The sequence below is a fragment of the Streptomyces sp. NPDC058279 genome (genome assembly GCF_042881255.1).
In the GTDB taxonomy this organism is placed as follows: Bacteria; Actinomycetota; Actinomycetes; order Streptomycetales; family Streptomycetaceae; genus Streptomyces.
Window position 1 is genome coordinate 363,415 of the sequence record NZ_JBHVYA010000002.1, and the last position, 25,190, is coordinate 388,604.

Sequence of the window (25,190 nt, forward strand, 5' to 3'; positions counted from 1 at the left end):
GGTAGACCGGCCGTCGGTCACGCGGACGGCTCGTCTCCCTCGTCGAGCCCCCTCGGGCGGGATCAACATTTCCATCCTGAGCGGTGTGTCCGGTTATGGCCTCTCGGGAGGTTGGGTGCGGCCTGGCGGGTCTGCATAATCGCTGGCATTGGCCAGGGAGGGTTTCCAGTGAGCGCTGAGCGCTGTCCAGATTGCGGCGCCCCGGGCGCCGGCTGCGGGTGTGCTCCGACGGCGGGTTTCGACCCCCTGCGCATCCGCCCGTACGTCAGCCTGTCCGAAACCGGCCAGGCGGGTGACGCGGGGCCGTCCCCCCAGCCGGTCCTGGGCGCGGTGACACGGCCCGGCGCACCCGCCGACGCCGACGCGGACGCGACGCAGTTGCTGCCCCCGGTCCCGCCCGCGCCCGGCCAGGACACGCCGGCGTACGGAACCCCCGTACCACCGGCGGCGCAGCCGTGGCCGGACCACACGGTCCCGCTCCGCACGGTCCCGGCCGCGGCGCCGGGGGCGGCGTCGGGCACCGCCGGCGTCACAGCGGGAGGGGAGGGTGGGGGCGGGGGCGAGGGCGGGGGCCCCGAGAAGCGGCGAAAGCTGCCCCTGCTGCTCGCCGGCGCCGCCGCCGTCGTCGCCCTCGGCGGTGTGGCGGTGGCGGTCGGCGTGTCCGGCGGTTCCGGGTCGGGTGAGGCGAAGCTCGTCGACGCGAAGCCTTCGGCTCCGGCGGTGGGCATGGCTCCGGCCGGTCCGTCGCAGGGTTCGTCCAGCGCGCCGGCCGGCCCGTCCGCTTCGGCGTCCGCCTCGGCTTCGCCGTCGCCCAGCGCATCCCGTTCGGCGTCGCCGTCCGCGTCACCGAGCGCGTCCCGTTCCTCGGCCGCCCCGTCGCGCACCCCTTCGCCGACGTCGAGCCGTACCAGTGCCGCGCCGCCGCCTCCGCCCGCCGCTCAGGGTCCGACCCTGCGCTACGGCGATTCGGGCCCGGAGGTGAAGAAGCTCCAGCAACTTCTGGCCGGGCAGGGCCTCTACCGCGGCAGGCCGGACGGCAAGTTCGGCAAGTCCACGGAGGACGCCGTGTCGGAGTTCCAGTGGAACAACGACATCACCGCGGACCCCTGGGGCGTCTACGGTCCCGCGACCCGCAAGGCCCTGGAAGGCTGAGCCGCCTGCCCGCCGGAGGCGGAATCCCCGCGACCGGTGTGCACCACTCACGAGCGGCGACGAGCTCCGCGATGTCCGCGTCCGTGGACCCATAGGTCCCGGCCACGAAGCGGAGGTCGTCGGCGATCACCTCGCGCGTGACCGTGTCGACCCCGCTCCCGGCCGCCTCGAAAGGCCGCCGGCAGGGCGAACGCGTCCGTCGCCGCAGACGGGAGCACGTACGGGGCCGCGAGGTCCGACGTCCGCTCCATCCGCTTCGTCCGCTCAGTCCGCTCAGTCCGCTCCATCCGCTCCGGAAGGCGTGCACGGCTGCCGGCCCGATTCGCGAGCAGCCGCCTTGGCGCGGCGCCGGAAGCGACCACGGCGTCCCTCGCCTCGCCCACCACGACGCCCAGCCCCTCTCCGCGCACCCACGCGCGCCTACAGCTCGACTGCCGGCCGCACCCTCGGTGGCGTGAACCCCTCCCGGTTTTGTATAGTGCAGGAACAAAGTGGTTCCGTCCTCATTCCCTGACCGGTGGACGGAACCACTTGCTCTCTTTTGCCCCCGTGTCTGGAGCCCCGCCGATGTCGGCCAGCACCACCGCCCGTACCACCGTCGTCCTCACCGCCAAGGCCCTGCTGCTGGACATGGACGGCACGCTCGTCAACTCCGACGCGGTGGTCGAGCGGTGCTGGCGCGAGTGGGCGGTGGCCCACGGGCTCGACCCGCAGGAGGCGCTCAAGGTCGTGCACGGCCGCCAGGGGTACGCCACGATGGCGATCCTGCTGCCCGAGCGCCCGATGGAGCAGAACCACGCCGAGAACGCCGAGATGCTCGCCCGTGAGACGGCCGACACCGACGGCGTGGTGCCGATCGAGGGGGCCCCGGAGTTCATGGCGGCGATCGCCGACCTGCAGCACGCCCTGGTGACCTCCGCCGACGCCACCCTGGCCGGCGCCCGCATGACGGCGGCCGGCCTGCCGATGCCGCGCGTACGGGTGACCGCCGAGTCGGTCGGCGCGAGCAAGCCCGACCCCGAGGGGTTCCTGAAGGGCGCCGCCGAACTGGGGGTGGACCCGGCCGACTGCATCGTGTTCGAGGACTCCGCCGCCGGTATCGCCGCAGGTCAGGCCGCCGGTATGCGTGTGGTCGGGATCGGCCCGCGCGCGTCCGCGCACGCTCCGACCGCCCTCGTCCCCGATCTGCGCTCGGTCCGCGTCGACGCCACTCCGGACGGGACCCTCCGCCTCACGCTCAGCACCGCTGCCTGACCTCACCGGCCCGGCGCGACGCCGTAGCCCGGCGGCCGCCCGGCCGGGCGTGGGGCCGGCCGGGCGTGACGCCACGGCGGCGTGGGGCCCGGACAGCCGGCCACACCGCTCCGGACCCCGCGCCACCAGGCACCTGCGGGCGCTACTCGCGGGCCCACACCAACAGGCCCGCACGCGCAGCCGACCGCACGAGCACGGGCAGGCGACACGCGAGCACGCACCGCGCACCCGGCGCCCACCCCCGCGCCCGCGCCGCCTCAGCCCACGATCGCCTCGTACAGCGAGAACCCGGCCAGCGCCGCCATCACGGCCGCCGCCACCTTGGTGATCAACCTCAGCGGCACGTACTTCATCAGCGTGCGCCCGCCCAGGATGCCGATGCCGGCGACCGCCCACAGGGCTAGCACGGCTCCGACGCCGACCGAGACGGGGTTGTCGTACCGGGCGGCGAGGTTCGCGGTCATGATCTGGGTCAGGTCACCGAACTCCGCCACCAGGATCAGCATGAAGCCGGCCCCCGACACCCTCCAAAAGGACTGGTCGGCGGGCGGCTTGACCTCTTCCTCGTCGTCGCCCTTCTTCCACAGCAGCATGGCCGCGCCCGCGAGGAAGAGGACGCCCACGACGGCCTGTACCAGTCGGTGCGGGAGCAGTGTGAGCACGCTGCCGGCCGCGATGGCGAGCCCGACGTGCAGGGCGAAGGCCGCGGCGACGCCCACGAAGACGTAGGAAGCGCGGTAGCGGGTGCCGAGCATCAGCCCGGCCAGGGCCGTCTTGTCGGGGAGTTCGGCGAGGAAGACGACGCCGAAGGCGATCGCCGTGACGCTGAAGCTGAACACGGGGGCAGAACCTCAATCGGTCGGGCAGGACGCCGTCGGCACCGAGAGACCTGGGATGTATCGGGGGTCGCTTCGGCTCGGCGGCACCCCGGATACGTTGCCACGCGAAGTGCGTGGCGCCAGGACACTGCGGCCGAAGGTCTCGCTGGCCGACCGCCGACGCGGTCTGCCTCCGGGCGCCGGCTGGTGTGACCCAGCAGTATGTCGACGGTCCGGCGAAGAGCTACTCCCCTTCTGCTCCTCCAGGGTACGCGATGCCCGCCGACGGGTGCGGCGTCCGGAATGTGACGTTGACCCCACGTTCGCCCGGCTGTTTCACGCGCCACCCCAAGCCCCATCCCAAGTCCCTTGCGAATCCGGCACCTTGGACACCTTGATGTGACGTGCTCATGTCGGCACGCTGTCACCTGGCGCCCACCCGTCGGACACCTGGCGCCGCCACCATGGCCGCGATCCGCCCGGGTCGCACGGCCACCACCCCCCGCATCAAGGAGCCCCCATGGCGCTCACAGCTTCCGTCTACGCGCGTCGAGCCGGCCGGATCGGCGTTCTCGCCTCGGCCGCCGCGCTTGCCGCCCTCACCTCGCTCGTCTGCGCACCCGCGGCCCAGGCGTCCCCGCCCGCCCCCATCAGCGCCGCGGCGGCCCGCTCGTACCTGGCCACGGTGACCCCGGTGGCGGAAGGTTCCCTCAGCGGCTACAGCCGCACCCTCTTCCCGCACTGGAGCACGGTCTCCGGCACCTGCGACACCCGGGAGACCGTCCTCAAGCGCGACGGCTCGGGGGTGGTCGTCTCGTCCTCCTGCGCGGCGGTGAGCGGAAGCTGGTACTCCGAGTACGACGGCGCCACCTGGACCGCCGCCTCCGACGTCGACATCGACCACGTGGTGCCGCTCGCGGAAGCGTGGCGCTCGGGCGCCTCCTCCTGGACCACCGCCAAGCGCCAACAGTTCGCGAACGACCTCACCCGGCCGCAACTCATCGCGGTCACCGACAACGTCAACCAGTCCAAGGGCGACCAGGACCCGGGCACGTGGCTCCCGCCGAGGACCGCCTACCGCTGTACGTACGCCCGCATGTGGGTCGACGTGAAGCAGTACTGGGGTCTGAGCATGAACTCGGGCGAGAAGACGGCCCTGGTCGACATCCTCAACGGCTGCTGACAGCGGCGGCCCCACCGCGTCCCCCCACAGCCCCCGCCTCCTGGTCGCCCTCCCCGCATCCCTCCCCAGGCCCTCCCCGGGCCCTCCCGGGCGCCTGCCGTCGCCCGGAAGCGGACGGCGATCTTTCTCCCCCACCAGGGGGAGGTCAGGCGCCCCCTCCACCCCGTACCGTGATCGAAGGGGATGCGAAGGAGGGGGAGTTCGATGGCCGGACTGCGTCTGGGGCCGCTGCTGCGTTACGTCGACTGGGACCGCGGCGCCTGCGCCACGGTGTGGGTCGAGGCCGACCGCCCGTGCACCGCGGAGGTGCGGTGTGCGGACGGCGCCGCCGGGAGCGTGCGCACGTTCCAGATAGCCGGCCACCACTACGCGTTGGTCCCGGTGACGGGCCTGACCCCGGGTACGACCACGGCGTACGAGGTGCTGCTCGACGGGGTCCGCGTGTGGCCGCTGTCCGGCGGCGGGTTCCCGCCGAGCACCATCACCATGCCCGCCGTCACCGGCCCCGGCCGGGCCGCGCCGGAGCTGCGGTTGACGTTCGGGTCCTGCCGGCAGGCGGCGCCACCGGCCGGTCGGCGCGGACCCCACGGACCCGACGCGCTCGACACCCTCGCGGCGCGGCTGGCCGCCCAACCGGAGGCGGCTCGGCCGGATGTGCTGCTCCTGCTGGGCGATCAGGTGTACGCCGACCAGTTGTCGCGGGATACCCGGCGATGGCTCGCGGCCCGTCGGGACCTGCGGGAGGCTCCGGGTGCCCAGGTCGCGGACTACGAGGAGTACACCCGGCTCTACTACGAGTCCTGGCTGGACCCGGAGATCCGCTGGCTGCTGTCCACCGTGCCCAGCCTGCAGATATTCGACGACCACGATGTCGTGGACGACTGGAACACCAGCGAGGCGTGGCTGGCGGGGATGCGGGCGACGCCTTGGTGGCGCGAGCGGGTGCTCAGCGGGCTGATGTCGTACTGGGTGCACCAGCACCTCGGCAATCTCTCGCCCGCCGAGCTCGCGGCCGACGGGTTGTATGGGGCGGTACGGGCTTCCCCGGACGGTACGGAGGCATTGCGCGCCTTCGCCGCTCGGGCTGACACGGATCCCGGTTCGGTGCGGTGGAGTTATCGGCGGGACTTCGGCCGTTCGCGCCTGCTGATGGTGGACACGCGGGCGGCTCGGGTGCTGGCCGAGGACGGGCGGGCGATGCTGGATCCGGCGGAGCACCAGTGGCTCCGGGAGAACGCCCTGGCCGGACACGGGGGTTACGACCATCTGCTGATCGGGTCGTCGCTGCCGTGGTTGATGCCGCCGCTGATCCATGACGCGGAGGTGTGGAACGCGGCGCTGTGCCGTGGGGAGCGGGGGCCGCGGTGGGCGCGGATCGGGGAGGACCTGCGTCGGCGCGCGGATCTGGAGCACTGGGCGGCGTTCCCGGGCTCGTTCGCGACGTTGAGTGACCTGATCGAGGAGGTGGGGACGGGTCCGAGGGCTCCGGCGACCGTCATGGTCCTGTCCGGGGACGTGCATCACGCCTATGTGGCCGAGCCCCGAATACCGAGCACGGCGCGGGTGTTCCAGTTGACCTGCTCACCGGTCCACAACTCGATCCACACGGCGGTGAAATGGGGCTTTCGTCTGGGGTGGTCCCGGGTGGGGCGGTGGCTGGGTCGGGGCTTCTCCCGGCACGGTCGCACGGGCCGACCGCCGTTGAGTTGGCGGCGTACGGGCGGACCGTGGTTCGGCAACCAGCTGATGACGCTGGCGTTGGCGGGGCGGACCGCGCGGCTCTGGCTGGACCAGGCCCGTTCGGGCGGCTCGGGTGCCCGGCTGGTGACGGTGCTGGACCGGCGGCTCACCGAACCGGAGTAACGCGTACGTCCGGACCGGGGCAGGGTGACCGGCGGAGGGTGTGCCGGGCCTCGGGCGCCGGTGTCGGCGGGCCGGGTGTGGCGTGCTGTGCGCGGAGGCTGACGGACCGGCTGCCCCGGGGCTCGGGGGTGGTGGCGTCGGGCGTACGCTGTATGGCTGTCAGCCGCCCCTGCCGCTCCCCGCGACGACGCGGCGCTTCGGACTGGGGAGTCCCGCTTTGCTTGAGACTCTGGGTTCGCTGACCACGACCCCCTGGATCTATGTCGTGGTGGCGGTGTCCGTCGTGCTGGACGTGTTCGTGCCGGTGTTGCCGAGCGGTGTCCTGGTGATCACGTCGGCGGCCGCCGCGGCGGCGGCCGGGGCCGCGGGTTCGCCGGCGCCGGTGCCGGCGCGGGTGCCGGACATCATGGCGCTGCTGGTGATCGCGACGACGGCTTCGGTGCTGGGTGACATGGCCGCGTTCCGGTTGGCCCGGCGCGGTGGTGCCCGGCTGGATCGGGCGATCGCCCGCTCGCGCCGGTTGACCCGGGCCCATGAGCGGTTGGGCGTGGCGCTGGCGCGTGGGGGCGGGGCTCTGGTGGTGATCGCCCGCTTCGCGCCGGCGGGTCGTTCGGTGGTGTCGCTGGGTGCGGGCAAGACGCAGCGGGAGGTGCGGGAGTTCCTGCCGTGGTCGGTGCTGGCGGGCATGGCGTGGGCCGGTTACAGCGTCGCGTTGGGATATTTCGGCACGCAGTGGCTGGGTGCGGCCTGGCTGGGTACGGCGGTGTCCGTCATCGCCTTGTTCGCGGCGGGCTCCCTCGCGGTGTTCCTGTTGCGCCGTCCGGTCCCGTCGGCTGCTCCGGCGGCGTAGGGCGGCTCCTGCGGACGGCGCGCGCGGCGGATGCGTACGGCTCTCCCACCGCGCTCGCACGACGCTCCCATGGGGCCGGATGTGGGCCGGTCGGGGCAGTCGGTCACCCGTTCACCCGGCTGAGATCGCCGGGTGCGGGCCGGGCTCCTAGCGTCATGGGCAGGGAGCGCGACCGCATTCCGCGTCATGCCCGTGTCCTGGCCGCGCCGTTTCGAGGAGCCCGAGGAGTTCACTCCATGCCCGCTACCCGTAAGCGGTACCGCCTGACGGGGGCCGCTGCCGCGGCGCTGGTCGTCACCGCCGTCGTCCCCGCGACCCTCGCCCACGCCAACGCGTCCGGGTCCGTCTCACCCGGTGTCGTCGCCCCGGGCAGCCGGGTCAACCTCAGTGTGACGGGCTGCGGCGCCCGGACCGCGAGGGCGTCCTCGCCCGCGTTCGGGGACGTGCAGTTGGCGCCCGGCAACGCCCAGGCCACCCGGCTGTCCGGCAGTGCCATCGTCTTCGGCAGCGCCGCCACCGGTTCGCACCCTGTCACGTTCGAGTGCGGGGGCGCCGGTGGCGAGCGGGTCACGGTGACGTTGACCGTCGGGCTGGGCGCCGCCCGTGGCGGGCTGGGCGGCAGCGTGGACTCGATGAGTACGGGTCCGGTCGCCATCGGCGGCGCGCTGGTGGCGAGCGCGCTGGGCGCGGGGCTGTGGGTGCTGCGCCGGCGCAGGGAGTCGCACGTCTGACGGTCTCCGGCACGCCTGCCGGTCTCCGACCGGTCTCCGGTACCGGGTCTGTTCACCGGATCCATTCACCGGATCTGGTCACCGGGCCTGGGCGACCGGCTCCCGGCCTCGTACGTGCACGCCGTCGAGGAGCGCCGCCGTCGCTTCGGCGATGGCGTTCACGGCGGCGTCGAAGACCTCCCGGTTGTGTGCGGCGGGCGCCCGGAACCCGGACACCTTGCGCACGTACTGGAGGGCGGCGGCGCGGATCTCCTCCTCGGTGGCCTTCTCGGGGATGGCGGGCGGGCGCAGGGTCTTAATGGAACGGCACATATCTCCACTATGGCTCCGCTACCCGGCGGCTCGGCCCTGCTCCGGCAGTTCGGCACCGGACAGTTTCATGATCAGTCCGGCCTGGAGCCGTCCGCGCAGTTCGGGGTCGGCGACCTCGTCCAGCAGCCGGACCGCTTGCGCCATCGACTCCGCCGACCGGCGGTCGTCGCGCAGCGAGGCCGTCTGCCCGGCCATGTGGCGCAGCGCGACGTCGGCCCTGCGGTGGAAGAGCTGCCCGATGAGGGTGACGACGAGTCCGACGGAACTGGTGACGACCCCGAGGTACAGGTCGCCGCTGCTCTCGGCCTTCCACACCGCCAGCGCCACCCCGCCCAGGAGGATCACCGCTCCCGCGCCGGCGAAGCGCTGACTGGTCAGGAAGCTGCTGCGGGCCTGGGTGAGGCCGTAGGCGTAGTACTCGACGAGGAGGGTCGTGAAGTCGTCCTCCGACCCCGTGGGCCGGTGATCGGGATGCGGCACACCGCCGACGTCGGCGTACTTCGGATCGCCCGCCTCCGCCCCGGGCCCCGGCAGCAGCGCCAGCAACCGCTCCCGCTCGGCCTGCCGCCGCCGCTCGAACGCCTGCCCGGCCCGCCGCTCCAGCACGATGTACGCCGCCCCGGCGACGAGCACCGCGACCAACCCGCCCAGCCCCGCACCCCACTCCCCCATCCCCCGACCTTCCCACGCCCTACTCCCACCGCCAAGACCCCGGGACGGGCGCCCGATGGGGCTCGGCCGAACTCCGCCGCGAGGACCGCTACCTCGTTCGGCACCACCATGAACCGCTGATCCCCGCCGCCGGCCGTCGGGCCGCGTGGGGGTGAGATCGATTCAGCGGCCGGCGCGGAGGGCCTCCAGGATGTGGGGCCAGGCGGCTTCGCCGAGGCGCGCGTCGGCTTCGGGTGTCCCTCCGTACAGGAAGCGCTGCGACGCAGGTGCGGGGCCCTCGCCGGGGAGGCGTGGCCGGTGGCCGGCCTCGGGGCGGGTGATGAGACGCACGGGGGCGCCGGCCGCGCGCCGCCGCCGGGCGAGGTCTTCGGCGAACGGGAGCGACGGCCACATCGCGTCGTCCCCGCCCGCGACCAGCAGCAGGTCGGCTCCGGCCGCCTCCACCGGGATCTCGGCCGGCGCCGGCAGGTGGGCGTAGGTCCGCTCGCTGCGTTCGTACCACCCGCGGATGGCGACCGGGCCCGTGTCCGGCTCCGTGGGCGTCCAGGCGTCGTCCATCGGGACGAAGGGCAGCGGCCGCCCCCGCCAGGTCCAGGAGGAACGGTACGGATGGTGGGCTCCGTCGAGGCCGGGGCCGACGTTGCACCACACCCGGGAGGTGGGCGACAGCGCGATGACGACATCGACGCGCGGGTCGTGCACCGCCGTGAGCGTTGCCGCCTCGGCCCCCTTGGAAGTGCCGAGGATCCCGATGCGTCGCGCCCCGCCCTGCCGGAGGTGGTCGACTCCGGCGGTGAAGGTCTCCAAGGGGACCTCACAGATCCCCGGAGGCTGTCCCGGCCCGCCGAACCAGCGGATCGCCAAGGCCACGAAACCCTGCCGGGCGAGGATCCGCGCCCGCTCCCGCTCGATGCGCCCACTGGACCCGGCCAACACCAGAACGCCGACCTCCCCACCCGCCACGGGAGCCACGACCACGCCTTCCCAGGGCTCCCTCACCTCCCGCTCGACGACCTCCACACTCCCCCGCTCCCTGTCGTCTCCGTCGTGGTCCACAGCGATGGAACTGCGGCTGCCGTCGGCGTGGCCGATCTCTGTCGGCGGGGCCGCACGGCGGCGCGCTTCACTCAAGAAGGATCTCTTCGGGGCGCCGGCTGGTGATCGGAACGCCCTGGGCGTAGACGATGTGGTTCAGACAGGCAGTGAGGTCGTCCCCGTGATCGTCTCGGGCCATGCCGCGCAACTCGCGGGCGACATCCAGCCCGTTGACGAGAACGATCGGGTACTGGTCCTCCACCATTTCCACTTGCGCCGGCTCCGAGAAGGCACCGGTGGTCACATAAATGCCGATCCAGCCACGGCGCAGGCGCGCCACGACCCGTGCGATCTGCTCGGCAGACACGAGGCTGTCCGGGTTCACGCACTTGGCTTGGCCCAGGACGACAAGGCTGGTACCGGCAAGCCCTGAGCCGAGATCGATGCGGCCGACGAAATCCGCCCCGCCGTCTCCGGAGCGACGCGTGATCCATCCCTCGCGGTAGTTGTGTCCCGAGCCCTTCAGGACGCGAGCGGCAACGGCCGAGGCCACAGCCTCGAAATCGTGCTTGCGTGTGTCGAACTGCCCGTAGATGAACTGCAGGTCTTCATGTCGTCGGCTGCCCGGCACAGGACGCTGATCACGCACCTTCGTGACGCGAGCTCGAGCAACGCGCCGGCGGACCCGCGGCAGGGCGGAGTGGCCCCGCTTGACCCACTCCCGCCAGGCGCGGGGTGCTTTTACGAGGGTCTCCTGATCGGCGACGGCCGGACTGCGACGCGCAGTGATCCAGTCCCAGTCGACCTGATCGTTCTCGACCGCCAGATCGAGCAGGGCGATGTCGTAGACGTAGTTGGTGAATGTGGTGTGCTCGTGTCCTGCCCACTGAACGATCCGTTCGGCCCGTTCTATGACGCCGATTCCGCAGAACTCGACGTAGCCCTTGACCCTGCCATTGCGCGACACCGCACGGAACAGCAGCAGCGGAGCCGCGCCGGCTCGCTCCTCCGGCGTGGGTGCCTGGTGCTCTGCAAATGCATCGAGCAGGGCGGCATTTCCGGTGGTGGTTCCGGGTGGCTTGGCGAGGCCGGCTTTGTGGTCACCGAAGTAGCGCACGTGGCCGTTGTCCATGTCGAAGACATCGTGCCAGGGCGTCTGCTCACTGCCCGCTTTCCACGGACTGGAGCGGACCAGGATCGCCGGCCGTCGCCGGCGCCCGCCTACCGGGACCTTCGCCATGCCGTTGATGCCGGACTCGAGAAGCGCCCTCTTGTGACCGGGGGAATCCGTCAGGTGGTGGAAGTTTGGATACCCGTCGAGCACGGGCTCGGTCGGGTCCTTGCCACTCGCATAGCGCAGCACCTGCCCGACGCGCAGCATCTCACCCATGGCAATCCCTCCCCAAGGACCCGCAAGAGAGTGATCATCGCACGCGCCCCGGAGGTCGGGGCTGTCCACACCCACCGGTCCCGCCCCGCAACGCGAGGCGGCCAGGCAGGCAGCCGCCGGACCGGACCGGATCGCCCGCTTCGGGGCTGCTCGTGAATGCCGAAGGCCCCCAACCAAGATCGGTTGGGGGCCTTCGGGCTGGTGGGCGCGGACGGTTTCGAACCGCCGACATCTGCTTTGTAAGAGCAGCGCTCTACCCCTGAGCTACGCACCCGTGGACGAGTGGACAGAGTACATGGAGGGCGCACCCCCGGCGCAAACGCGTTCCCGTAGGGGAGAATGGAGCGGGGCATGGCGGACGCGGTACGGGAGAGGGATTGTGACAACGGCATCCCGGCGGTGGTTCGGTGGGCGGGACGAGAGCCGGCGGGCGGACGCGCAGGCGGCGAAGGATGCCGCCGCGGCCGCGTTCTACGAGTTGGACACGGCGCAGCGGGATCTGCGGATCTCGATGGAGACCATCGCGGCGGCGGACGGGTCGCCCGCCGCGCGGCAGGCGGCCGAGGGGTTCGTCGCGCTCGGGCAGCGCATCGACCAGGTCAGCCAGGTGTACATCGAGGCCGTCGACGCGCACGACCTGGACCGTGTCGATCTGGAGGGCTCGGTCGCCGCGCAGGCGCGGCAGCAGTTGACGCGGGCGCGGGACGAGCTCGTACGGGTCAAGGGTGAGCTGGACCGGTTCCAGCAGGGGTTGCAGCCGCTGCTGGACAAGGCGGAGACGCAGCTGGCCCGGGTCGCGCCGGCCCGGGAGCGGGCGAAGGCGGCGTTGCTGGCGGCGAGTGACGCGCTGGACGAGGTTCGTGCGAAGGGGATGCGGGCCGACGACCTGGCGGCGCGCCTCGCCGCGCTGGGGCCGGAGCTGACCATGCTGAACCAGGGCGCGGCCCGGCACGGGGTGCAGGAGACGGTGCAGCGCGCCGACCGCATCCTGCGCGACGCGGAGGCGGTACGGGCCGAGGCGGCCAGGCTGCCGGAGCGGGCGGCGGAGGTCGATCGGCGGCTGGTGAGCCTGCGGACCCGCGCGCAGGCGTTGCGCAATCGGGCGGACCGGGTGGATCCGGTGCTCAGCGAGTTGCGCCGGCGGTTCAGCGCGGCGTGCTGGCAGGACCTCCAGCACGTGCCCGACCAGGCGGTACGGGAGGTCGCGCGGGCGGAGGAGAAGCTGGCGGAGGCCGGCCGGGCGCGGGACGGCCAGCGCTGGGCCGAGGTCGGGGCGCTGATCGACGAGGTCCGCGCCGGTCTGGACGCCACCGACGAGGCGGTGTCGGCGGCGCAGGAGCGGCTGACGCGGTTGGAGGCGGTGGCGCGGGACCCCCAGGACGAGGTGCGCCGGACCCGTTTCGCGATCCGCGACGCGCAGCGGCTGGCGATGGAAGGCCGTACGGTGCCCGAACCGCGGCACGCCCGGCCGCTGGACGAGGCGGTGGCGCGGGTGGAGCGGGCGCTGGCCGGGCTGGAGGGGCGCCACCCCGACTACTGGCGGTTCCTCCAGGAGATGGAGGGGGTACGGGCGGCCGTGAACCGGGTGGTGAACGACATCCGGGTGGAGCGCGGCCACGCCTGAGGCCCGGGCGGGGCCGGGCTTGCCCGGGCGGGGCCGGGGTTGTCCGGGCGGGGCCCGCGGCGGATGCTGGGAGGGACGTCGGGCAGACGTCAGGCAGACGCCAGGCAGAGGAGGCCGTCATGGCCACTCACGCGACGCCGCACGTGCGGCGTCCGGTCGGTGCCCGGCTCGACGAGCACCTGCCGGTCGATCACAAGCTCAGCCGGGTGTACCGGGCGGGCGCGGGCCTGACCGGCCTGCTGCTGGTCGTGTTCGGCGTCCTGGGGCTGGTGCACCGGATCGGGTTCTTCGACACCGGCGGCGACAGGGTGCTGGAGCTGAACACGAACGGGGCGCTGAGCGTCCTGTCGATCTGCATCGGCGCGCTGCTGTTCTACGGGATGGTGGTGGGCGGGAACTTCGCCTCGACCCTGAACATCGTGCTGGGTCTGCTGTTCATCGCGAGCGGGTTCGTGAATCTCGCGCTGCTGGACACCGGGCTGAACTTCCTCGCGTTCCGCATCCCGAACGTGCTGTTCAGCTTCGTCGTCGGCGTGATGCTGATGTGGTTCGGCATGTACGGGCGGGTCGGTGGCGGGCTGTCGCACGACAACCCGTACTGGCGTGCCCGCCACCCCGAGGAGGCGGCGCGGGAGGACCGGGCCGCGGCCGGACGGGCGCTCGGCACCCGGCGCCCGCCCCATCCGGAGCGGCGGTACGGCTAGCCTGTCCGCATGCCTCGTTACGAATACCGCTGCCGTACCTGTGACGACACCTTCGAGGTGAGCCGTCCGATGGCCGAGTCCGCCGCGCCCGCCGACTGCCCGGCCGGTCACGCCGACACCGTCAAGCTGCTCTCCGCGGTCGCGGTCGGCGGATCGGCCCGGGGCGGCCCGGCCGCCACGCCCGCCCCCGCCATGGGCGGCGGCTGCTGCGGTGGGGGCGGCTGCGGCTGAGGCCCGCGCACCCCGGCCCGCGCACCCCGGCCCGCGTGCACACCGGCCCAGGCACCCCGGCCCTCGCACACCGGCCCCCCGCGCGCACCGGCGACAACCGTCGGCCCACGACCGGGCCGGCCCGCGTTACCGCTTGCGCGACAGGGTCAGGCCGTCCGAGATGGCGAGCAGCACCGACTCCATGCGGTCGTCGGCCAGTACGCGGTCGTTGAACGCGCGGATGGCCGCCGCCGCGCCGGTCGCGGCCTCGTCGAGCACCCGCCCGTGGAAGAGCGTGTTGTCGCTGACGATCAGGCCGCCCGGCCGCATGCGCGGGACGAGCTCCTCCCAGTAGGCGATCTGGTTCTCCTTGTCGGCGTCGATGTAGGCCATGTCGATGTGCGGCTCCCCCGGCATCGCACGCAGCGTCTCCAGGGCCGGGGCGATCCGCAGGTCGATGCGGTCGGCGACGCCCGCCTCCTCCCACGCCTGCCGGCCGTACGCGGTCCACTCCTCGGAGATGTCGCAGGCGATCAGGGCGCCGTCCGCGGGCAGCGCCTGCGCCATGGACAGGGTGGAGAAACCGGTGAAGGTGCCGATCTCCACGATGCGGCGGGCCCCCGTGAGCCGGACCAGGAAGGCCAGCAGCGGCCCCTGCTCCTGCGCCGACTGCATCCCCGCCACGTCGGGGAACTTCTCGTACGTCAACGTCACGAGCCCCCGTTGGACCGCGTCCAGCGGGGGGTTGTGGTCGAGCACGTACCGGTAGAGCTCGTCGGTGATCTTGGTGCTGTTGCCCTTGGTCATGCGCCCAGTGTGCCGAGTTCCCCCACCGCTCGCCGGAACGCGCGCACGATGTCCTCGCCCGCCAGGACCCCGGCCCGCGCGAGGGCCGTGACCGACCCGGCGGTCCAGCCGGCTTCCGCGAGTTCGCCGTGGCCCGGTCGCCATCCCCGGTCCGCCGCGAGCAGCAGGTCGGCGTCCAGCAGCGAGTCGCCGGCCGCCAGGGTGGTGCCGGCCCCGGTGCGGCGGGCCACTTCCCGCATGGCCGCGCTCTTGGTGAGCGGGCGCGGGACGGCGTAGATCTTGCGGCCCTGGAGGGACACCGTCCAGCCGCGCGGCTCCGCCCAGGACACCAGTGCCTTCAGCCACTCGTCGGGGACCAGCGCCCGCTCCACGACCAGGTACGCGAACAGGTCCTCCGCCACCCGCGCCTTGCGCAGCCACGCCGGGTCCGCCGTCGCGAGCAGGTGCTCGTTGACCTCGCCGAGCGGGGCGCACTCCTCGGCCAGCCGCGCCGCGACCTGCCGCCGCCAGTCCCGGTCCGGTGCGCCGTCCACGAGTAGTTGCCCGCCGTTGGCGCAGATCGCGTACTCCGCCGGCCGACCGGGGAAGCGGATGCGCTGATACTGCTTGCGCGTCCGGGTGGTCGTGGGGACCCAGACGACGCCCGGGTCCGCGGTCAGCTCCGCCAGCAGGCCCGCCGCGGTCTCGGTCATGTACGACAGCGGCTTGCTCTCGTGGACCTCCACGCACAGCAGCCTCGGCGCCTCCTGGTCGGGCATGGTCAGGCCCAGGGCGGCGGAAGAGTAGATGAGCGTGCGGTCGAGGTCACTGGCTACGAGGACGGTCACTTGGCGGCCACGGCCTTTCCGTCGGCGCCGGTGGCGCCGCGCGTGAAGCGGGGGTGGATGAGTCCGACGCAGGTGTAGGGAAGCCCGTCGACCTCTTCGACCGGCACGCCGCGCTGGCGCGCGAGGAGGCGTACGTGGTCCAGGTCCGCGCCGGCGCCGCGCTGGGCCAGGATCTTCCAGGGCACGCGGCGCAGCAGTACCCGCGTCGTCTCGCCGACGCCGGGCTTGACCAGGTTCACGTCGTGGATGCCGTACTCCTCGCTGATCCGTTCGACGGCGGCCCAGCCTTCCCAGGTGGGGGCCCGGTCGGCGGCCGACAGTTCCTTGACGTCGGCGTCGACGGCCTCGGCCACCTCCTCGAAGCGGGCGGCGACCGCGTCGACGAACGCGACGGACACGTCGGCGCCGGCGAGTTCGCGGTAGAACTTCGCGCCGTGGAAGTCGGTGGGCCCGACCAGGTCGGACCTGAGCACCGTACGCGAGACGAGCCCCGAGACGGTGGAGTTGAGACAGGCGGACGGGATCAGGAAGTCCTCGCGGGTGCCGTACGTGGACACGCACGAGCCGGGGTCGGCGAGGACGACGATCTCCGGGTCGAAGCCGTCGAACCCCGCGAGGGCATCCCGCAGCTCCCGGGTGATGGCCCCCTTGCCCGTCCAGCCGTCGACGAAGACGACGTCGGCGGGGTCGTGGTGGGCGGCCAGCCAGCGCAGCGCGTTGGCGTCGATGCCGCGCCCGCGCACGATGGAGACGGCGTAGTGGGGCAGGTCCAGGCCGTGCCGGACCTGCGCCCAGCGCCGCATCAGCACGCCGACGGGGGTGCCGGCGCGGGCGAGGGAGACGAGCACGGGGGACGGGGACCGTTCGGCGAGCACGGTCTCGGTGACGGTGCCCACGGCGCGGGCTATTCGGGTGGCGGAGGCGTTCAGCGCGCTCTCGTAGAGCCGCTGGTAATCGGGGGACGGCTGGTACTCCACCGGCAGCGACTCGGCATAGTGCGCGCCGCCGGCCTGGATGGCCTCCTCCCGCTCCTCGGTCGGGGCCTCCAGTTCCACGTCCGAGAGGTCCTGGAGCAGCCAGCCGACGTCCTCGGGCGCGTAGGAGGAGAAGGCGGGCCCGCGCAGGGGCTCGGTCATGATCGGCTCCTGCCGGTCGGAAGACGCTGAACGCTCGGCGGCGGCGGGCCGCTCCACGACGGACGGGACGGACGGCACGGCCGCGGCCCCGGGCGCGGGCGACGGTACGTACGACGGCACCACCACCAGCAGCACCTGCCCCGTGTGCGGGGCGAGTCGCGCGAGGAGCCCGTCGGGGGCGTGCAGCGCGTCGGTGTCGGCGTGGGAGTCGACGACGGCGACGACGGCGTCGAAGCCGGCGCCCGCCACGTTGTACGCGTACCGCTGCCCCGGCCCGTCCGCGGGCTCGTCGTGGGCCGGGAAGGTCAGCCGGGTCCGGATGGCGTAGCCGGGGTCGTCCACGGCGAGGACCGGCGAGCGGGTGGTGGTGGAGAAGCGGACCTCGCGTCCCGCGGGCGCCCCGGACTCCTCCAGGGCCCGCGCGAGCCGCAGCGGCGCGTACATCAGCTCCTCGTTGCCCAGGACCAGGACCCGCCGGGGGCCGGTCCCCAGCTCGGCGTCGATCCGGGCGGCCAGCGCGGGCAGCGCCGCCTCCAGGCGGGCGCGGTGCGCGGGGGTGAAACCGTGCCGGCCCCCGTCGGGCAGCCCGGCCGGCCACTCCAGGGCGACGCGCCGGACGGGGGCGGCCGGGCGGGGGTCGGCGCCGGCGGGATCGGCCGGGGCGTCCCGGGACCCGTGGCTCTCGTACTCCTCGACCAGCGCCCGACCCCTGGCCAGGACGTCGTCGGGGAGGGTGACGGTGCCGCGGGCGAGGGCGACGAGGTCGATGCGGGCGCCGAGCCCGGCGGCGAAGGTGTCGAGGCGTTCGCGGTCGGCCGGGGAACGCATGTCCACGAGCGCGACCACGACGTAGCGCCGGCGGGGGTGGCGGGCGTGCAGGTCGTGGATGGTGTTGAGGACGGTGTTGCCGGTGGAGAACTCGTCGTCGACGAGCACCAGCGGTCCGCTGCCGGTCAGCAGCTTCGGGTCCTCGGGGAGCAGCAGGTGCGAGGTGGCGTGCGAGTGGGCTTCCTCGAAGCCGCCGGCAGGCTCGACGCCGGGTACGGGGCGGCGGGTGGAGTGCAGGTAGGGGGCGACGCGGAGGCCGTCGGCGACGCTGTGGCCGAGGCCCGTGGCGGTTTCCGCGTATCCGAGGACGACCGCGTCGGCGGTTTCCTCGCCCAGCAGGTCCCGGACGCGTTCGCCGAGCCGGTATCCGGCGGCGTGGACGGCCGCCGGGGACTGCGGGACGTGCTTGCCGAGGACGCGGGAGACCAGCAGGTGGGCCCGCTTGGGGTTGCGTCGGAGGGCGAGCCCGAGGAGTTCACACAACGGCGGCTGCCCGCTCTCGGCCTGCCCGGGCGCCGCTTGCCCAGGCGCCGCTTGGCCTGGCTGCGCGCCGACCGGTTCCAGGCGTACGCCCAGCCGGTCCGCGACCCAGGTTCCCGACCACACCTCTTCGATCGTCTTCCCCTTCTCGATGGGCTCCGAAGGCTCCGGATACCCAGTGTGCGACGACCGGCTCATACCTGGAGCCCGGCCGTGAGCAGGTCGACGAAGCCGACCTCCTCCCTCGCCACACCGAAGACCTCGGCGCGCAGCATGGTGCGCTCGGCCCAGGCCCGGTGGGGCTTCACCTCGTTCATCTTGTTCGTGTAGGCGGAGCGCATGACGCCGCCGCCGCCGCGCTCGGGGCGCAGGATGTCCTGGGCGTCGCTGAACTCCTCGTGGGAGACCACGGACAGCGCGTGGACGGGTGTGACGTGGGCGGGGTGGATACAGGTCTTGCCGAGCAGTCCGTTGGCCCGGTCGAGTTCGATCTCGCGCAGCAGTCCGTCGAGGTCGTGCTCGATGAGGGCGGTGCGCAGTTCCTCGACGCCTTCCGCGAGGAAGGGGCTGCGGCGCAGTTGCGGCTTGAAGAGGCGCTGCTGGCTGCGGAAGTACTCCCAGACGGGGCCGGTGACGGTGAAGCCGGTGCCGTCGGCGCGGCTGAGGACGTTCACGACGTCGGCGATGACGCCCGCGACGATCTTGACGTCGTAGGCGGTCATGTCGGGGGTGCGGCGCAGTCCGTATACGGAACAGAAGTCGGTCACGCCGAGGCGCAGGGCGAGGACGTGCTCGCGGTAGCGGTTCACGGTCCGGGAGATCCCGGCGAGGGCCTCGACCCGGGTTTCGAGGTGTAGCAGGTCGGGAGTCTCCAGGACGGGCATGGCGTACAGGGGGGCCGTGCCGCTCTCCCGCTCCGCTTGCGCCACGGCGTCGAGGAACGCGGTCCCGCGGCTCTCCGTGAACTTCGGTAGTACGAATCCGGCCAGGTGTCGCGCGGAGCCACCGAGCCGGCGTACGAGGTCGGGTATCTGCTCGGGGGTCCGCACGCGGATGAAGAGGAGCGGGGGTTCCGCGGCGGTCTCGTCGAGTGCGGCGAACTGGCGGATCAGGTTGGCCTCGCCGGCCGTGACCTCGCCGTCGCTGATGGAATCCTCCAGGCAGAGGACCATGGAGACGACTCCGCGGGCCGCCTGCTTGCGGATGTCGTCGGCGAGGCGGGGGCGGATCGCGGGGCTGTAGAGGGTGGCGCCGAGTCCGGCGGCGAGCGTACGGGCGGGGGAGGCGGCGGTGAATTCGGCCGGCTCCTGGTGGAAGAGGTCCTTGCGGACGCTGGGCGATATGTGCCCGAAGTGACGCATGTGCTTCCCCCGTACTGCCTCGGCGGCCCAACTGGCGTGGCCGGTAATAGTACGTACGAATGAGAGTCAAGAGTTCCGCAAGCGCATGAAGTTCAGGTAACCCTCTTGCACCATGCCCAGGTCTCGGGTTCGGTACAAGTGGCTACGGACCGGCGTCTACGGGGGGCCGCATTGTCCAGGTCATGGCCGGGAGGGCAGGATGACCGGCATGACGCACGCGATGCAGAAGGGCTCGAACATCCCGGTGGCCGCCGTGGCGGTCCGGGCGGTGCTGCGCTGGACCACCGGACCCGAGGTGCCCGACGTGGACGCGTCGGCGCTCCTGGTGGGGGCGGACGGGCGCGTGCGCTCCGATGAGGACTTCGTGTTCTACAACCAGCCCCGGCACCCCTCGGGGGCCGTGTGGCGCCTGGGCAAGAAACAGATCGGGGACGCGATCACCGACGCCGTCCAGGCGGACCTGCGCGCGGTGCCGGCCGTGGTGGACCGCGTCCTGGTGGTGGCCTCTGCCGAGGACGTCCCGTTCGAGCGGGTCCGTGACCTGCGCATCCTCCTGTACGACGCCACGCCCACCGGCGGCTCCGAGCCGCTGGCGTACTTCGACGTGCACCCGGAGACGGGCGCCGAGACCGCGCTGATGTGCGGCGAGCTCTACCGTCGGGGCGAGGGGTGGAAGTTCCGCGCCTTGGGCGAGGGCTACTCGGACGGCCTCGTGGGACTCGCGACCGACCACGGCATCTCGGTCGACGAGAACGCCCCCGATCAGGCGGCGACCCCCGCTCCCGGACCGACCGACGAGCAGACGGCCGCGATGATGCCGCCGACCCCTCCCGTGAACCCGGTGTCCCCGGCGAACCCGGTGCCCGCACCGCCGACGCAGGCCCCGCCGGCCGTCGAGCCGGCCTACGGCTACCCGCAGCCGGTGTCCCCGGTTCCGGGCCCGGGCGGCGACTCCGCCTTCCGGCTGCCGGCGCAGGGCCCCCAGTTCATCCGCCGCTGACACCGGAACCAGCCGTGGCCTGACCGGGAGCCCGCGCGCGCGGCCGGTCAGGCTTTGGTGCTCTTGTAGCCCCGCCCCCACTGGAGCCCCCACCCGTACAGCCGGTCGAGCTCGGCCTGGAACCCGTAGACGAACTTCACCTCGCGGCGCACGGTCAGCTCGCCCTTGACGGTCTCCAGCGAGACGACGGCGCAGGACCGGGCCTGCGGGTGGCGCTCCTCCAACTGGATCTCGATGCGCGGCCCCGTGCTGGGGTACAGGGTGACCAGGGCGTGCGTACGGTCGAAGGCGGGCGTCTGGTCGTAGATGTAGACGAAGACCAGCAGCCGCTTGATCTCGTCGGCGTGGTCGAGGTTGACGAAGATGGTCTCGCCCGAGGGGGCGCCGAACCGGTCGTCGCCGCTGAGCTTCACGTACGGCGGGTTGTTGATGTCGCCGTGCAGGTCGCCCAGGGGTTGGACGACGCCGCGGGTGCCGTCGGTCAGCTCGTACAGGCAGCCGATGTCGAGGTCGACGTTGACCATGCCCTGGGTGTGCGCCTGCACCATGTCGGGCTTGAAGAGCTTGAACGGGTGCCGCAGCAGCCGGCCGCTCTGACCCGAGCGGCCACCGATGTCGGAGCTGCGCATCCGCCAGGACAGGTTGACCCGCAGGTTCCCGTGGACGGCCCCCTGTTTGGCGAGTGACACCGTCGGATGCCGCCGCGTCAGCTCGATCGCGTTGGACGAGGCGCTGCCCGAGTCGAAGCGCATGGCCCGGGCGCCCCTGATGCCGTCGAAGAAGCCGCTGTCGAAGACGCTGCCGAAGAGACCCATTTCCCCTACCCCCCTGAAACCCCACACGCGTACGGAAGCGGGGCGGCCCTGGGGTTCCCCTGGCCGCCCCGCACATGGAGCGTTCCGCATTACCGCCGGGCTCATGCCTCGACGGGGACCCCTTCCACTTCCGCCAGACGCTTGTTGCGGCGCACGGAGGACCAGAAGGACCAGGCGATCAGCACGACGCCGACGAGGCCGGTGATGACCTCGTTGATCTCGTACTGGATGGTGACGAGCAGGATCACGGCGAGCGCGCCGATGGCGTAGTGCGCGCCGTGCTCCAGGTACACGTAGTCGTCGAGGGTGCCCTGGCGGACCAGGTAGACCGTCAGCGACCGGACGTACATGGCACCGATGCCGAGGCCGAGGGCCATGAGCACGATGTCGTTGGTGATGGCGAAGGCGCCGATGACCCCGTCGAAGGAGAACGAGGCGTCGAGGACTTCGAGGTAGAGGAACATGAAGAACGCGGCCTTGCCGGCCATGACGACGGCGGAGACGGGATTCCCGCTCCGCTTCGCCTCTTCCTCGGCCTCGTGCTCGGCCTCCTCGTCCTCTTCGAGCCTGTTCTCGAAGTAGCCGGAGAGACCGCCGACGATCATGTAAGTGATCAGGCCGGCGATGCCGGCCACCAGGACCGTCTGTGCCTTGTCGACGTGGGCGCCACCGTGCTGGTGGGCCTGGGTCGCGAAGGTGGCCGAGGTGATGACCAGGGCGATCAGCGCGATGCACGCCGACAGCATGTCGATCTTCCCGAGCTTGGCCAGCGGACGCTCCAGCCAGGCGAGCCACTTGATGTCCCGGTCCTCGAAGATGAAGTCCAGGAAGATCATCAGCAGGAACATGCCGCCGAAGGCCGCGATCGCCGGGTGGGCGTCCGTGACCAACTGCTGGTAGCGGTCCTTGTCGGTCAATGCCAGATTGACGGCTTCGATCGGGCCCAGGGAGGCGGTGATCGCGACGATGACGACGGGGAACACCAGTCGCATGCCGAAGACCGCGATCAGCACGCCGACCGTGAGGAAGATCTTCTGCCAGAAGGCATTCATCTTCTTCAGGATTCCGGCGTTGACCACCGCGTTGTCGAAGGACAGCGAGATTTCGAGGATCGACAGGATCGCCACGATCCCAAAAGCGGTCCACCCCCCGTAGAACACCGCTGCGGCCAGACCGAGCGCAGTGATTGCGAACGACCAGCCGAAGGTTTTGAGAACCACTGGCACCCCATCGTCTTGTACGGCTTTACGAAACGTTGACCCCGAAGTCTAGAGCGATGCCCCGCAGGCCCGACGCGTACCCCTGTCCCACCGCCCTGAACTTCCATTCGCCCCCGTACCGGTAGACCTCGCCGAAGATCATCGCGGTCTCGCTGGAGGCGTCCTCGGTGAGGTCGTAGCGGGCGAGTTCCTGGCCGTCGGCCTGGTTCACGACCCGGATGAACGCGTTGCTGACCTGGCCGAAGCTCTGCCGGCGGGCCTCCGCCTCGTGGATCGAGACGGGGAAGACGATCTTGTCGACCTCCACCGGCACCTTGGTCAGGTCGATGATGATCGACTCGTCGTCGCCCTCACCCTCGCCGGTGAGGTTGTCCCCCGTGTGTTCGACGGAGCCCTCGGGGCTCTTCAGGTTGTTGTAGAAGACGAAGTACGAATCGCCGAGCACCCGACCGTCGCGGCACAGCAGCGCGCTGGCGTCGAGGTCGAAGTCGGCGCCCGTGGTCGAGCGCGCGTCCCATCCGAGACCGACCAGGACCCGGGTGAGGTTCGGTGCGGCCTTGGACAGGGAGACGTTGCCCCCCTTGGCGAGTGTGACGCCCATGTTGTGGTCCTCCCCGGACGACGTGGTGATGGTGGTGCGGGTACTGCGGGTACTGCGGGTGCTGCGGGTTCCGCGGGTTCCGCGGTGGTACCCGTGCTGCGGGTGCCGGTGCCGCGGTGGGGCGGCGACGGCCGGCTGAACCGGGGATTCCGGTGGGCCGGTAAAGCCGGTCCGGCGCCGTACACACAGTGCACGGCGCCGGACAGGATGCGGCTGTGGGTCACAGCCGGCTGGCTGGGGCCAGGACTCAGACGTTGACGCCGAAGTCCTGGGCGATGCCGCGCAGGCCCGAGGCGTAGCCCTGGCCGATCGCGCGGAACTTCCACTCCGCGCCGTTGCGGTACAGCTCGCCGAAGACCATGGCGGTCTCCGTCGAGGCGTCCTCGGAGAGGTCGTAGCGGGCGAGCTCGCTGTTGTCGGCCTGGTTCACGACACGGATGTAGGCGTTGCGCACCTGGCCGAAGCTCTGCTGGCGGGTCTCGGCCTCGTAGATCGACACCGGGAAGACGATCTTGTGCACATCGGCCGGGACGCCGGACAGGTTGACCTTGATGGCCTCGTCGTCGCCCTCGCCCTCACCGGTGGTGTTGTCACCGGTGTGCTCGACCGAGCCGTCCGGGCTCTTCAGGTTGTTGAAGAACACGAAGTTCGAGTCGTTGGCGACCTTGCCCTGGTCGTTGGTCAGGATCGCGCTGGCGTCGAGGTCGAAGTCGACACCGGTGGTGGTGCGAGCGTCCCAGCCCAGACCGACGATGACCGCCGTCAGGTTAGGCGCGGCCTTGGTCAGCGAGACGTTGCCGCCCTTGCTGAGGCTGACTCCCACGGGTCCTCCATTGGGTTTCGATGTGGGGCTGCGCCCCTTCGTGCGGTTGCTGTCCGATCAACGTCTCGATCCTAGTGACGGGTTCCCGCCCGGCAGCGAATTTCCCGCGGATCGGACGGCGTGCGCGTCAGAGGCTGTCGAGGGCCTTGATGTACTCGTTCAGGTCACGCGCGTCGGGCAGCCCGTTGACGACGGTCCAGCGCACGATGCCGTCCTTGTCGATGATGAAGGTGCCGCGGACCGCGCAGCCCTTGTCCTCGTCGAAGACCCCGTAGGCGCGGGAGGTCTCGCCGTGCGGCCAGAAGTCGGAGAGCAGCGGGTAGTCCAGGTTCTCCTGCTCGCCGAAGACGCGCAGGGTCGGCACCGAGTCGTTGGAGACGGCGAGGAGCTGGACCTCGTCGTTCTGGAAGCGGGGCAGCCGGTCGCGCAGCTCGCACAGCTCGCCGGTGCAGACGCCGGTGAAGGCGAAGGGGTAGAAGAGCAGTACGACGGCCTTCTCCCCCCGGAAGTCGGACAGCCGCACGGTGGCGCCGTGGTTGTCCTTGAGCTCGAAGTCCGGGGCCTTGCTGCCGACCTCGATCGCCATCTCTCGCAATCCCTTCGTTCCCGCATTCCTGCGGTGGGCTGTTCGGGTGTGGCCAGCCTATGGGGTATCGGCTCCGGGAGGGGAACGCGCGTACGCCGCCGGAAAGCGCACACCCCGCCGACCGGGGTGATTCCGGTCGGCGGGGTGTGTCCCGCTCGGCTGCGGGCGCGGCTCAGCGCTTGGTCTTGCTGGGGGCAGTCTTGGGCGTCACCAGCTTGGTGGAGGTCCACTCCTTGCCGACGGGCCCGCCCTTGGCGAGCGAGAGGCCGGCCGTCTCGGCGGCCTCGCTGATGTCGCTGGCCTCGACGTAGCCGTCACGGCCCGTCTTGGGGGTCAGCAGCAGGATCAGTGCGCCGTCCTCGACCAGCTCGGTCGCATCGACCAGGGCGTCCGTCAGATCGCCGTCCTCGTCGCGGAACCACAACAGCACCGCGTCGGCGACGTCGTCGTAGTCCTCGTCGGCGAGCTCGCTGACGAGCTTCTCGACGGCGTCACGGAATTCCTGATCGACGTCGTCGTCGTAGCCGATCTCCTGGACCACCTGTTCGGACTGGAAACCCAGCCGGGCGGCCAGGCTCTCCGCGTGGTCCGCGGTCGCGCTCACGGGGTGCCTCCTGCTCATGTTCGGTGAATGTCTTTCGGCGGCGCGCGTACGCGCAGCATTGGGCGTAGTCCACACGGGCGCGGCGGATCGCGCAAGTACCCGGCCGCCGAGACCGTCGAAACGGTGACGATTGCGGCCGTCTCGCCGCAACTTTGAGCCTGCCCGTACGGGCCTGTGGTGATTCATCCCACACCATTCCGCCTCATTCGGCATCGGTCGGGACTTCCCACCTGTTTGAGGGACGAACGGTCTTGCGAAGGGGTTGATCGTCCGGGGCGTAGGGTGGCGGTCCGGCCGGACCCGC

The 25,190-nt window shown here is 71.8% G+C and carries 26 protein-coding genes and 1 tRNA gene; 10 read left to right on the top strand and 17 right to left on the bottom strand.

The features are described from left to right. The first annotated feature begins 168 nt into the window (after positions 1-168). Positions 169-1,152, top strand: coding sequence for a peptidoglycan-binding protein (locus ACFVXJ_RS06425; RefSeq protein WP_389659532.1), 984 nt, complete (start codon positions 169-171; stop codon positions 1,150-1,152). On the opposite strand, the gene ACFVXJ_RS06430 is transcribed toward ACFVXJ_RS06425, so the two are convergent. Beyond that, entirely contained in the window at positions 1,094-1,459 is a 366-nt protein-coding gene (locus ACFVXJ_RS06430) for a DUF5713 family protein (protein WP_389659535.1), read from the bottom strand. The two genes, ACFVXJ_RS06425 and ACFVXJ_RS06430, sit on opposite strands and share 59 nt — an antisense overlap. A 260-nt stretch (positions 1,460-1,719) precedes the next feature. Here ACFVXJ_RS06430 and ACFVXJ_RS06435 point away from each other — a divergent pair, with 260 nt between their 5' ends. Beyond that, positions 1,720-2,406, top strand: coding sequence for an HAD-IA family hydrolase (locus tag ACFVXJ_RS06435; protein ID WP_389659538.1), 687 nt, complete (start codon positions 1,720-1,722; stop codon positions 2,404-2,406). 257 nt (positions 2,407-2,663) lie between these two features. Here the strand turns inward: ACFVXJ_RS06435 and ACFVXJ_RS06440 are convergent, their stop codons facing one another. Further along, positions 2,664-3,245, bottom strand: a complete 582-nt coding sequence (locus tag ACFVXJ_RS06440; RefSeq protein ID WP_389659541.1) for a TMEM165/GDT1 family protein — start codon at positions 3,243-3,245, stop codon at positions 2,664-2,666. A 499-nt stretch (positions 3,246-3,744) separates the two neighbouring features. On the opposite strand from ACFVXJ_RS06440, the gene ACFVXJ_RS06445 reads away from it, so the two are divergent. The 4 genes from ACFVXJ_RS06445 (at position 3,745) to ACFVXJ_RS06460 (ending at position 7,851) form a co-directional block, all read left to right on the top strand. Further along, positions 3,745-4,407 (top strand): HNH endonuclease family protein, encoded by a 663-nt coding sequence (locus ACFVXJ_RS06445; RefSeq protein ID WP_389659544.1) that lies wholly within the window; start codon positions 3,745-3,747, stop codon positions 4,405-4,407. A gap of 204 nt (positions 4,408-4,611) precedes the next feature. After that, on the top strand, positions 4,612-6,270 hold the full coding sequence (locus ACFVXJ_RS06450) for an alkaline phosphatase D family protein (protein ID WP_389659547.1): 1,659 nt from the start codon (positions 4,612-4,614) through the stop codon (positions 6,268-6,270). Between the two features lie 217 nt (positions 6,271-6,487). Further along, positions 6,488-7,120, top strand: a complete 633-nt coding sequence (locus ACFVXJ_RS06455; protein WP_389659550.1) for a DedA family protein — start codon at positions 6,488-6,490, stop codon at positions 7,118-7,120. A gap of 236 nt (positions 7,121-7,356) precedes the next feature. Further along, positions 7,357-7,851, top strand: a complete 495-nt coding sequence (locus tag ACFVXJ_RS06460) for a hypothetical protein (RefSeq protein WP_389659553.1) — start codon at positions 7,357-7,359, stop codon at positions 7,849-7,851. Positions 7,852-7,929: 78 nt separating this feature from the next. Here the strand turns inward: ACFVXJ_RS06460 and ACFVXJ_RS06465 are convergent, their stop codons facing one another. The 5 genes from ACFVXJ_RS06465 to ACFVXJ_RS06485 all read right to left on the bottom strand — a co-directional run bounded on the left by ACFVXJ_RS06465 (position 7,930) and on the right by ACFVXJ_RS06485 (position 11,534). Next, the gene (locus ACFVXJ_RS06465) at positions 7,930-8,163 is read right to left on the bottom strand and encodes a DUF2277 domain-containing protein (RefSeq protein ID WP_389659556.1); all 234 of its coding nucleotides are present in this window, start codon (positions 8,161-8,163) and stop codon (positions 7,930-7,932) included. Positions 8,164-8,181: 18 nt separating this feature from the next. Then, positions 8,182-8,835 (bottom strand): hypothetical protein, encoded by a 654-nt coding sequence (locus tag ACFVXJ_RS06470; protein ID WP_389659559.1) that lies wholly within the window; start codon positions 8,833-8,835, stop codon positions 8,182-8,184. A 162-nt stretch (positions 8,836-8,997) separates the two neighbouring features. After that, positions 8,998-9,966, bottom strand: coding sequence for an acyl-CoA thioester hydrolase/BAAT C-terminal domain-containing protein (locus ACFVXJ_RS06475; RefSeq protein ID WP_389659562.1), 969 nt, complete (start codon positions 9,964-9,966; stop codon positions 8,998-9,000). Beyond that, the gene (locus ACFVXJ_RS06480) at positions 9,959-11,260 is read right to left on the bottom strand and encodes a restriction endonuclease (RefSeq protein WP_389659566.1); all 1,302 of its coding nucleotides are present in this window, start codon (positions 11,258-11,260) and stop codon (positions 9,959-9,961) included. The genes ACFVXJ_RS06475 and ACFVXJ_RS06480 overlap by 8 nt, the downstream gene beginning before the upstream one ends. 199 nt (positions 11,261-11,459) lie before the next feature. Next, positions 11,460-11,534, bottom strand: a tRNA-Val gene (locus tag ACFVXJ_RS06485). 105 nt (positions 11,535-11,639) lie between these two features. Between ACFVXJ_RS06485 and ACFVXJ_RS06490 the strand changes: the two genes are divergently transcribed. The 3 genes from ACFVXJ_RS06490 to ACFVXJ_RS06500 all read left to right on the top strand — a co-directional run bounded on the left by ACFVXJ_RS06490 (position 11,640) and on the right by ACFVXJ_RS06500 (position 13,819). After that, positions 11,640-12,884, top strand: a complete 1,245-nt coding sequence (locus ACFVXJ_RS06490; RefSeq protein WP_389659569.1) for a hypothetical protein — start codon at positions 11,640-11,642, stop codon at positions 12,882-12,884. Between the two features lie 119 nt (positions 12,885-13,003). Continuing rightward, positions 13,004-13,588, top strand: a complete 585-nt coding sequence (locus ACFVXJ_RS06495) for a DUF4383 domain-containing protein (protein WP_389659572.1) — start codon at positions 13,004-13,006, stop codon at positions 13,586-13,588. A gap of 9 nt (positions 13,589-13,597) precedes the next feature. Beyond that, positions 13,598-13,819, top strand: coding sequence for a zinc ribbon domain-containing protein (locus ACFVXJ_RS06500; protein ID WP_389659575.1), 222 nt, complete (start codon positions 13,598-13,600; stop codon positions 13,817-13,819). 126 nt (positions 13,820-13,945) lie between these two features. Here the strand turns inward: ACFVXJ_RS06500 and ACFVXJ_RS06505 are convergent, their stop codons facing one another. From ACFVXJ_RS06505 to ACFVXJ_RS06520, 4 genes are read right to left on the bottom strand one after another with little or no spacing between them, the layout of a single operon-like run. Beyond that, on the bottom strand, positions 13,946-14,605 hold the full coding sequence (locus ACFVXJ_RS06505) for an O-methyltransferase (RefSeq protein WP_389659578.1): 660 nt from the start codon (positions 14,603-14,605) through the stop codon (positions 13,946-13,948). Continuing rightward, on the bottom strand, positions 14,602-15,432 hold the full coding sequence (locus ACFVXJ_RS06510) for an HAD family hydrolase (RefSeq protein ID WP_389659581.1): 831 nt from the start codon (positions 15,430-15,432) through the stop codon (positions 14,602-14,604). The genes ACFVXJ_RS06505 and ACFVXJ_RS06510 overlap by 4 nt, the downstream gene beginning before the upstream one ends. Then, positions 15,429-18,074, bottom strand: coding sequence for a phosphoribosyltransferase (locus tag ACFVXJ_RS06515; RefSeq protein WP_389659584.1), 2,646 nt, complete (start codon positions 18,072-18,074; stop codon positions 15,429-15,431). The genes ACFVXJ_RS06510 and ACFVXJ_RS06515 overlap by 4 nt, the downstream gene beginning before the upstream one ends. After that, positions 18,071-19,237: an HpcH/HpaI aldolase/citrate lyase family protein gene (locus ACFVXJ_RS06520; protein WP_389659587.1), complete on the bottom strand. Its 1,167-nt coding sequence runs from the start codon at positions 19,235-19,237 to the stop codon at positions 18,071-18,073. The genes ACFVXJ_RS06515 and ACFVXJ_RS06520 overlap by 4 nt, the downstream gene beginning before the upstream one ends. A gap of 208 nt (positions 19,238-19,445) precedes the next feature. Here ACFVXJ_RS06520 and ACFVXJ_RS06525 point away from each other — a divergent pair, with 208 nt between their 5' ends. Continuing rightward, positions 19,446-20,237 (top strand): TerD family protein, encoded by a 792-nt coding sequence (locus ACFVXJ_RS06525; protein ID WP_389660089.1) that lies wholly within the window; start codon positions 19,446-19,448, stop codon positions 20,235-20,237. Between the two features lie 47 nt (positions 20,238-20,284). Here the strand turns inward: ACFVXJ_RS06525 and ACFVXJ_RS06530 are convergent, their stop codons facing one another. From ACFVXJ_RS06530 to ACFVXJ_RS06555, 6 genes are all read right to left on the bottom strand, one after another. Then, positions 20,285-21,052 (bottom strand): Tellurium resistance, encoded by a 768-nt coding sequence (locus tag ACFVXJ_RS06530; RefSeq protein WP_389659590.1) that lies wholly within the window; start codon positions 21,050-21,052, stop codon positions 20,285-20,287. Positions 21,053-21,153: 101 nt separating this feature from the next. After that, positions 21,154-22,272, bottom strand: coding sequence for a DUF475 domain-containing protein (locus ACFVXJ_RS06535; protein ID WP_389659593.1), 1,119 nt, complete (start codon positions 22,270-22,272; stop codon positions 21,154-21,156). A 25-nt stretch (positions 22,273-22,297) separates the two neighbouring features. Then, complete coding sequence (locus ACFVXJ_RS06540; RefSeq protein WP_136214178.1) at positions 22,298-22,873, bottom strand: TerD family protein; 576 nt, start codon at positions 22,871-22,873, stop codon at positions 22,298-22,300. A 247-nt stretch (positions 22,874-23,120) separates the two neighbouring features. Beyond that, positions 23,121-23,696, bottom strand: a complete 576-nt coding sequence (locus tag ACFVXJ_RS06545) for a TerD family protein (RefSeq protein ID WP_136214179.1) — start codon at positions 23,694-23,696, stop codon at positions 23,121-23,123. 127 nt (positions 23,697-23,823) lie between these two features. Next, positions 23,824-24,282: a peroxiredoxin gene (locus ACFVXJ_RS06550; protein ID WP_389659597.1), complete on the bottom strand. Its 459-nt coding sequence runs from the start codon at positions 24,280-24,282 to the stop codon at positions 23,824-23,826. Positions 24,283-24,454: 172 nt separating this feature from the next. After that, positions 24,455-24,886, bottom strand: coding sequence for a DUF3052 domain-containing protein (locus ACFVXJ_RS06555; RefSeq protein WP_361310631.1), 432 nt, complete (start codon positions 24,884-24,886; stop codon positions 24,455-24,457). Positions 24,887-25,190 lie beyond the last annotated feature (304 nt).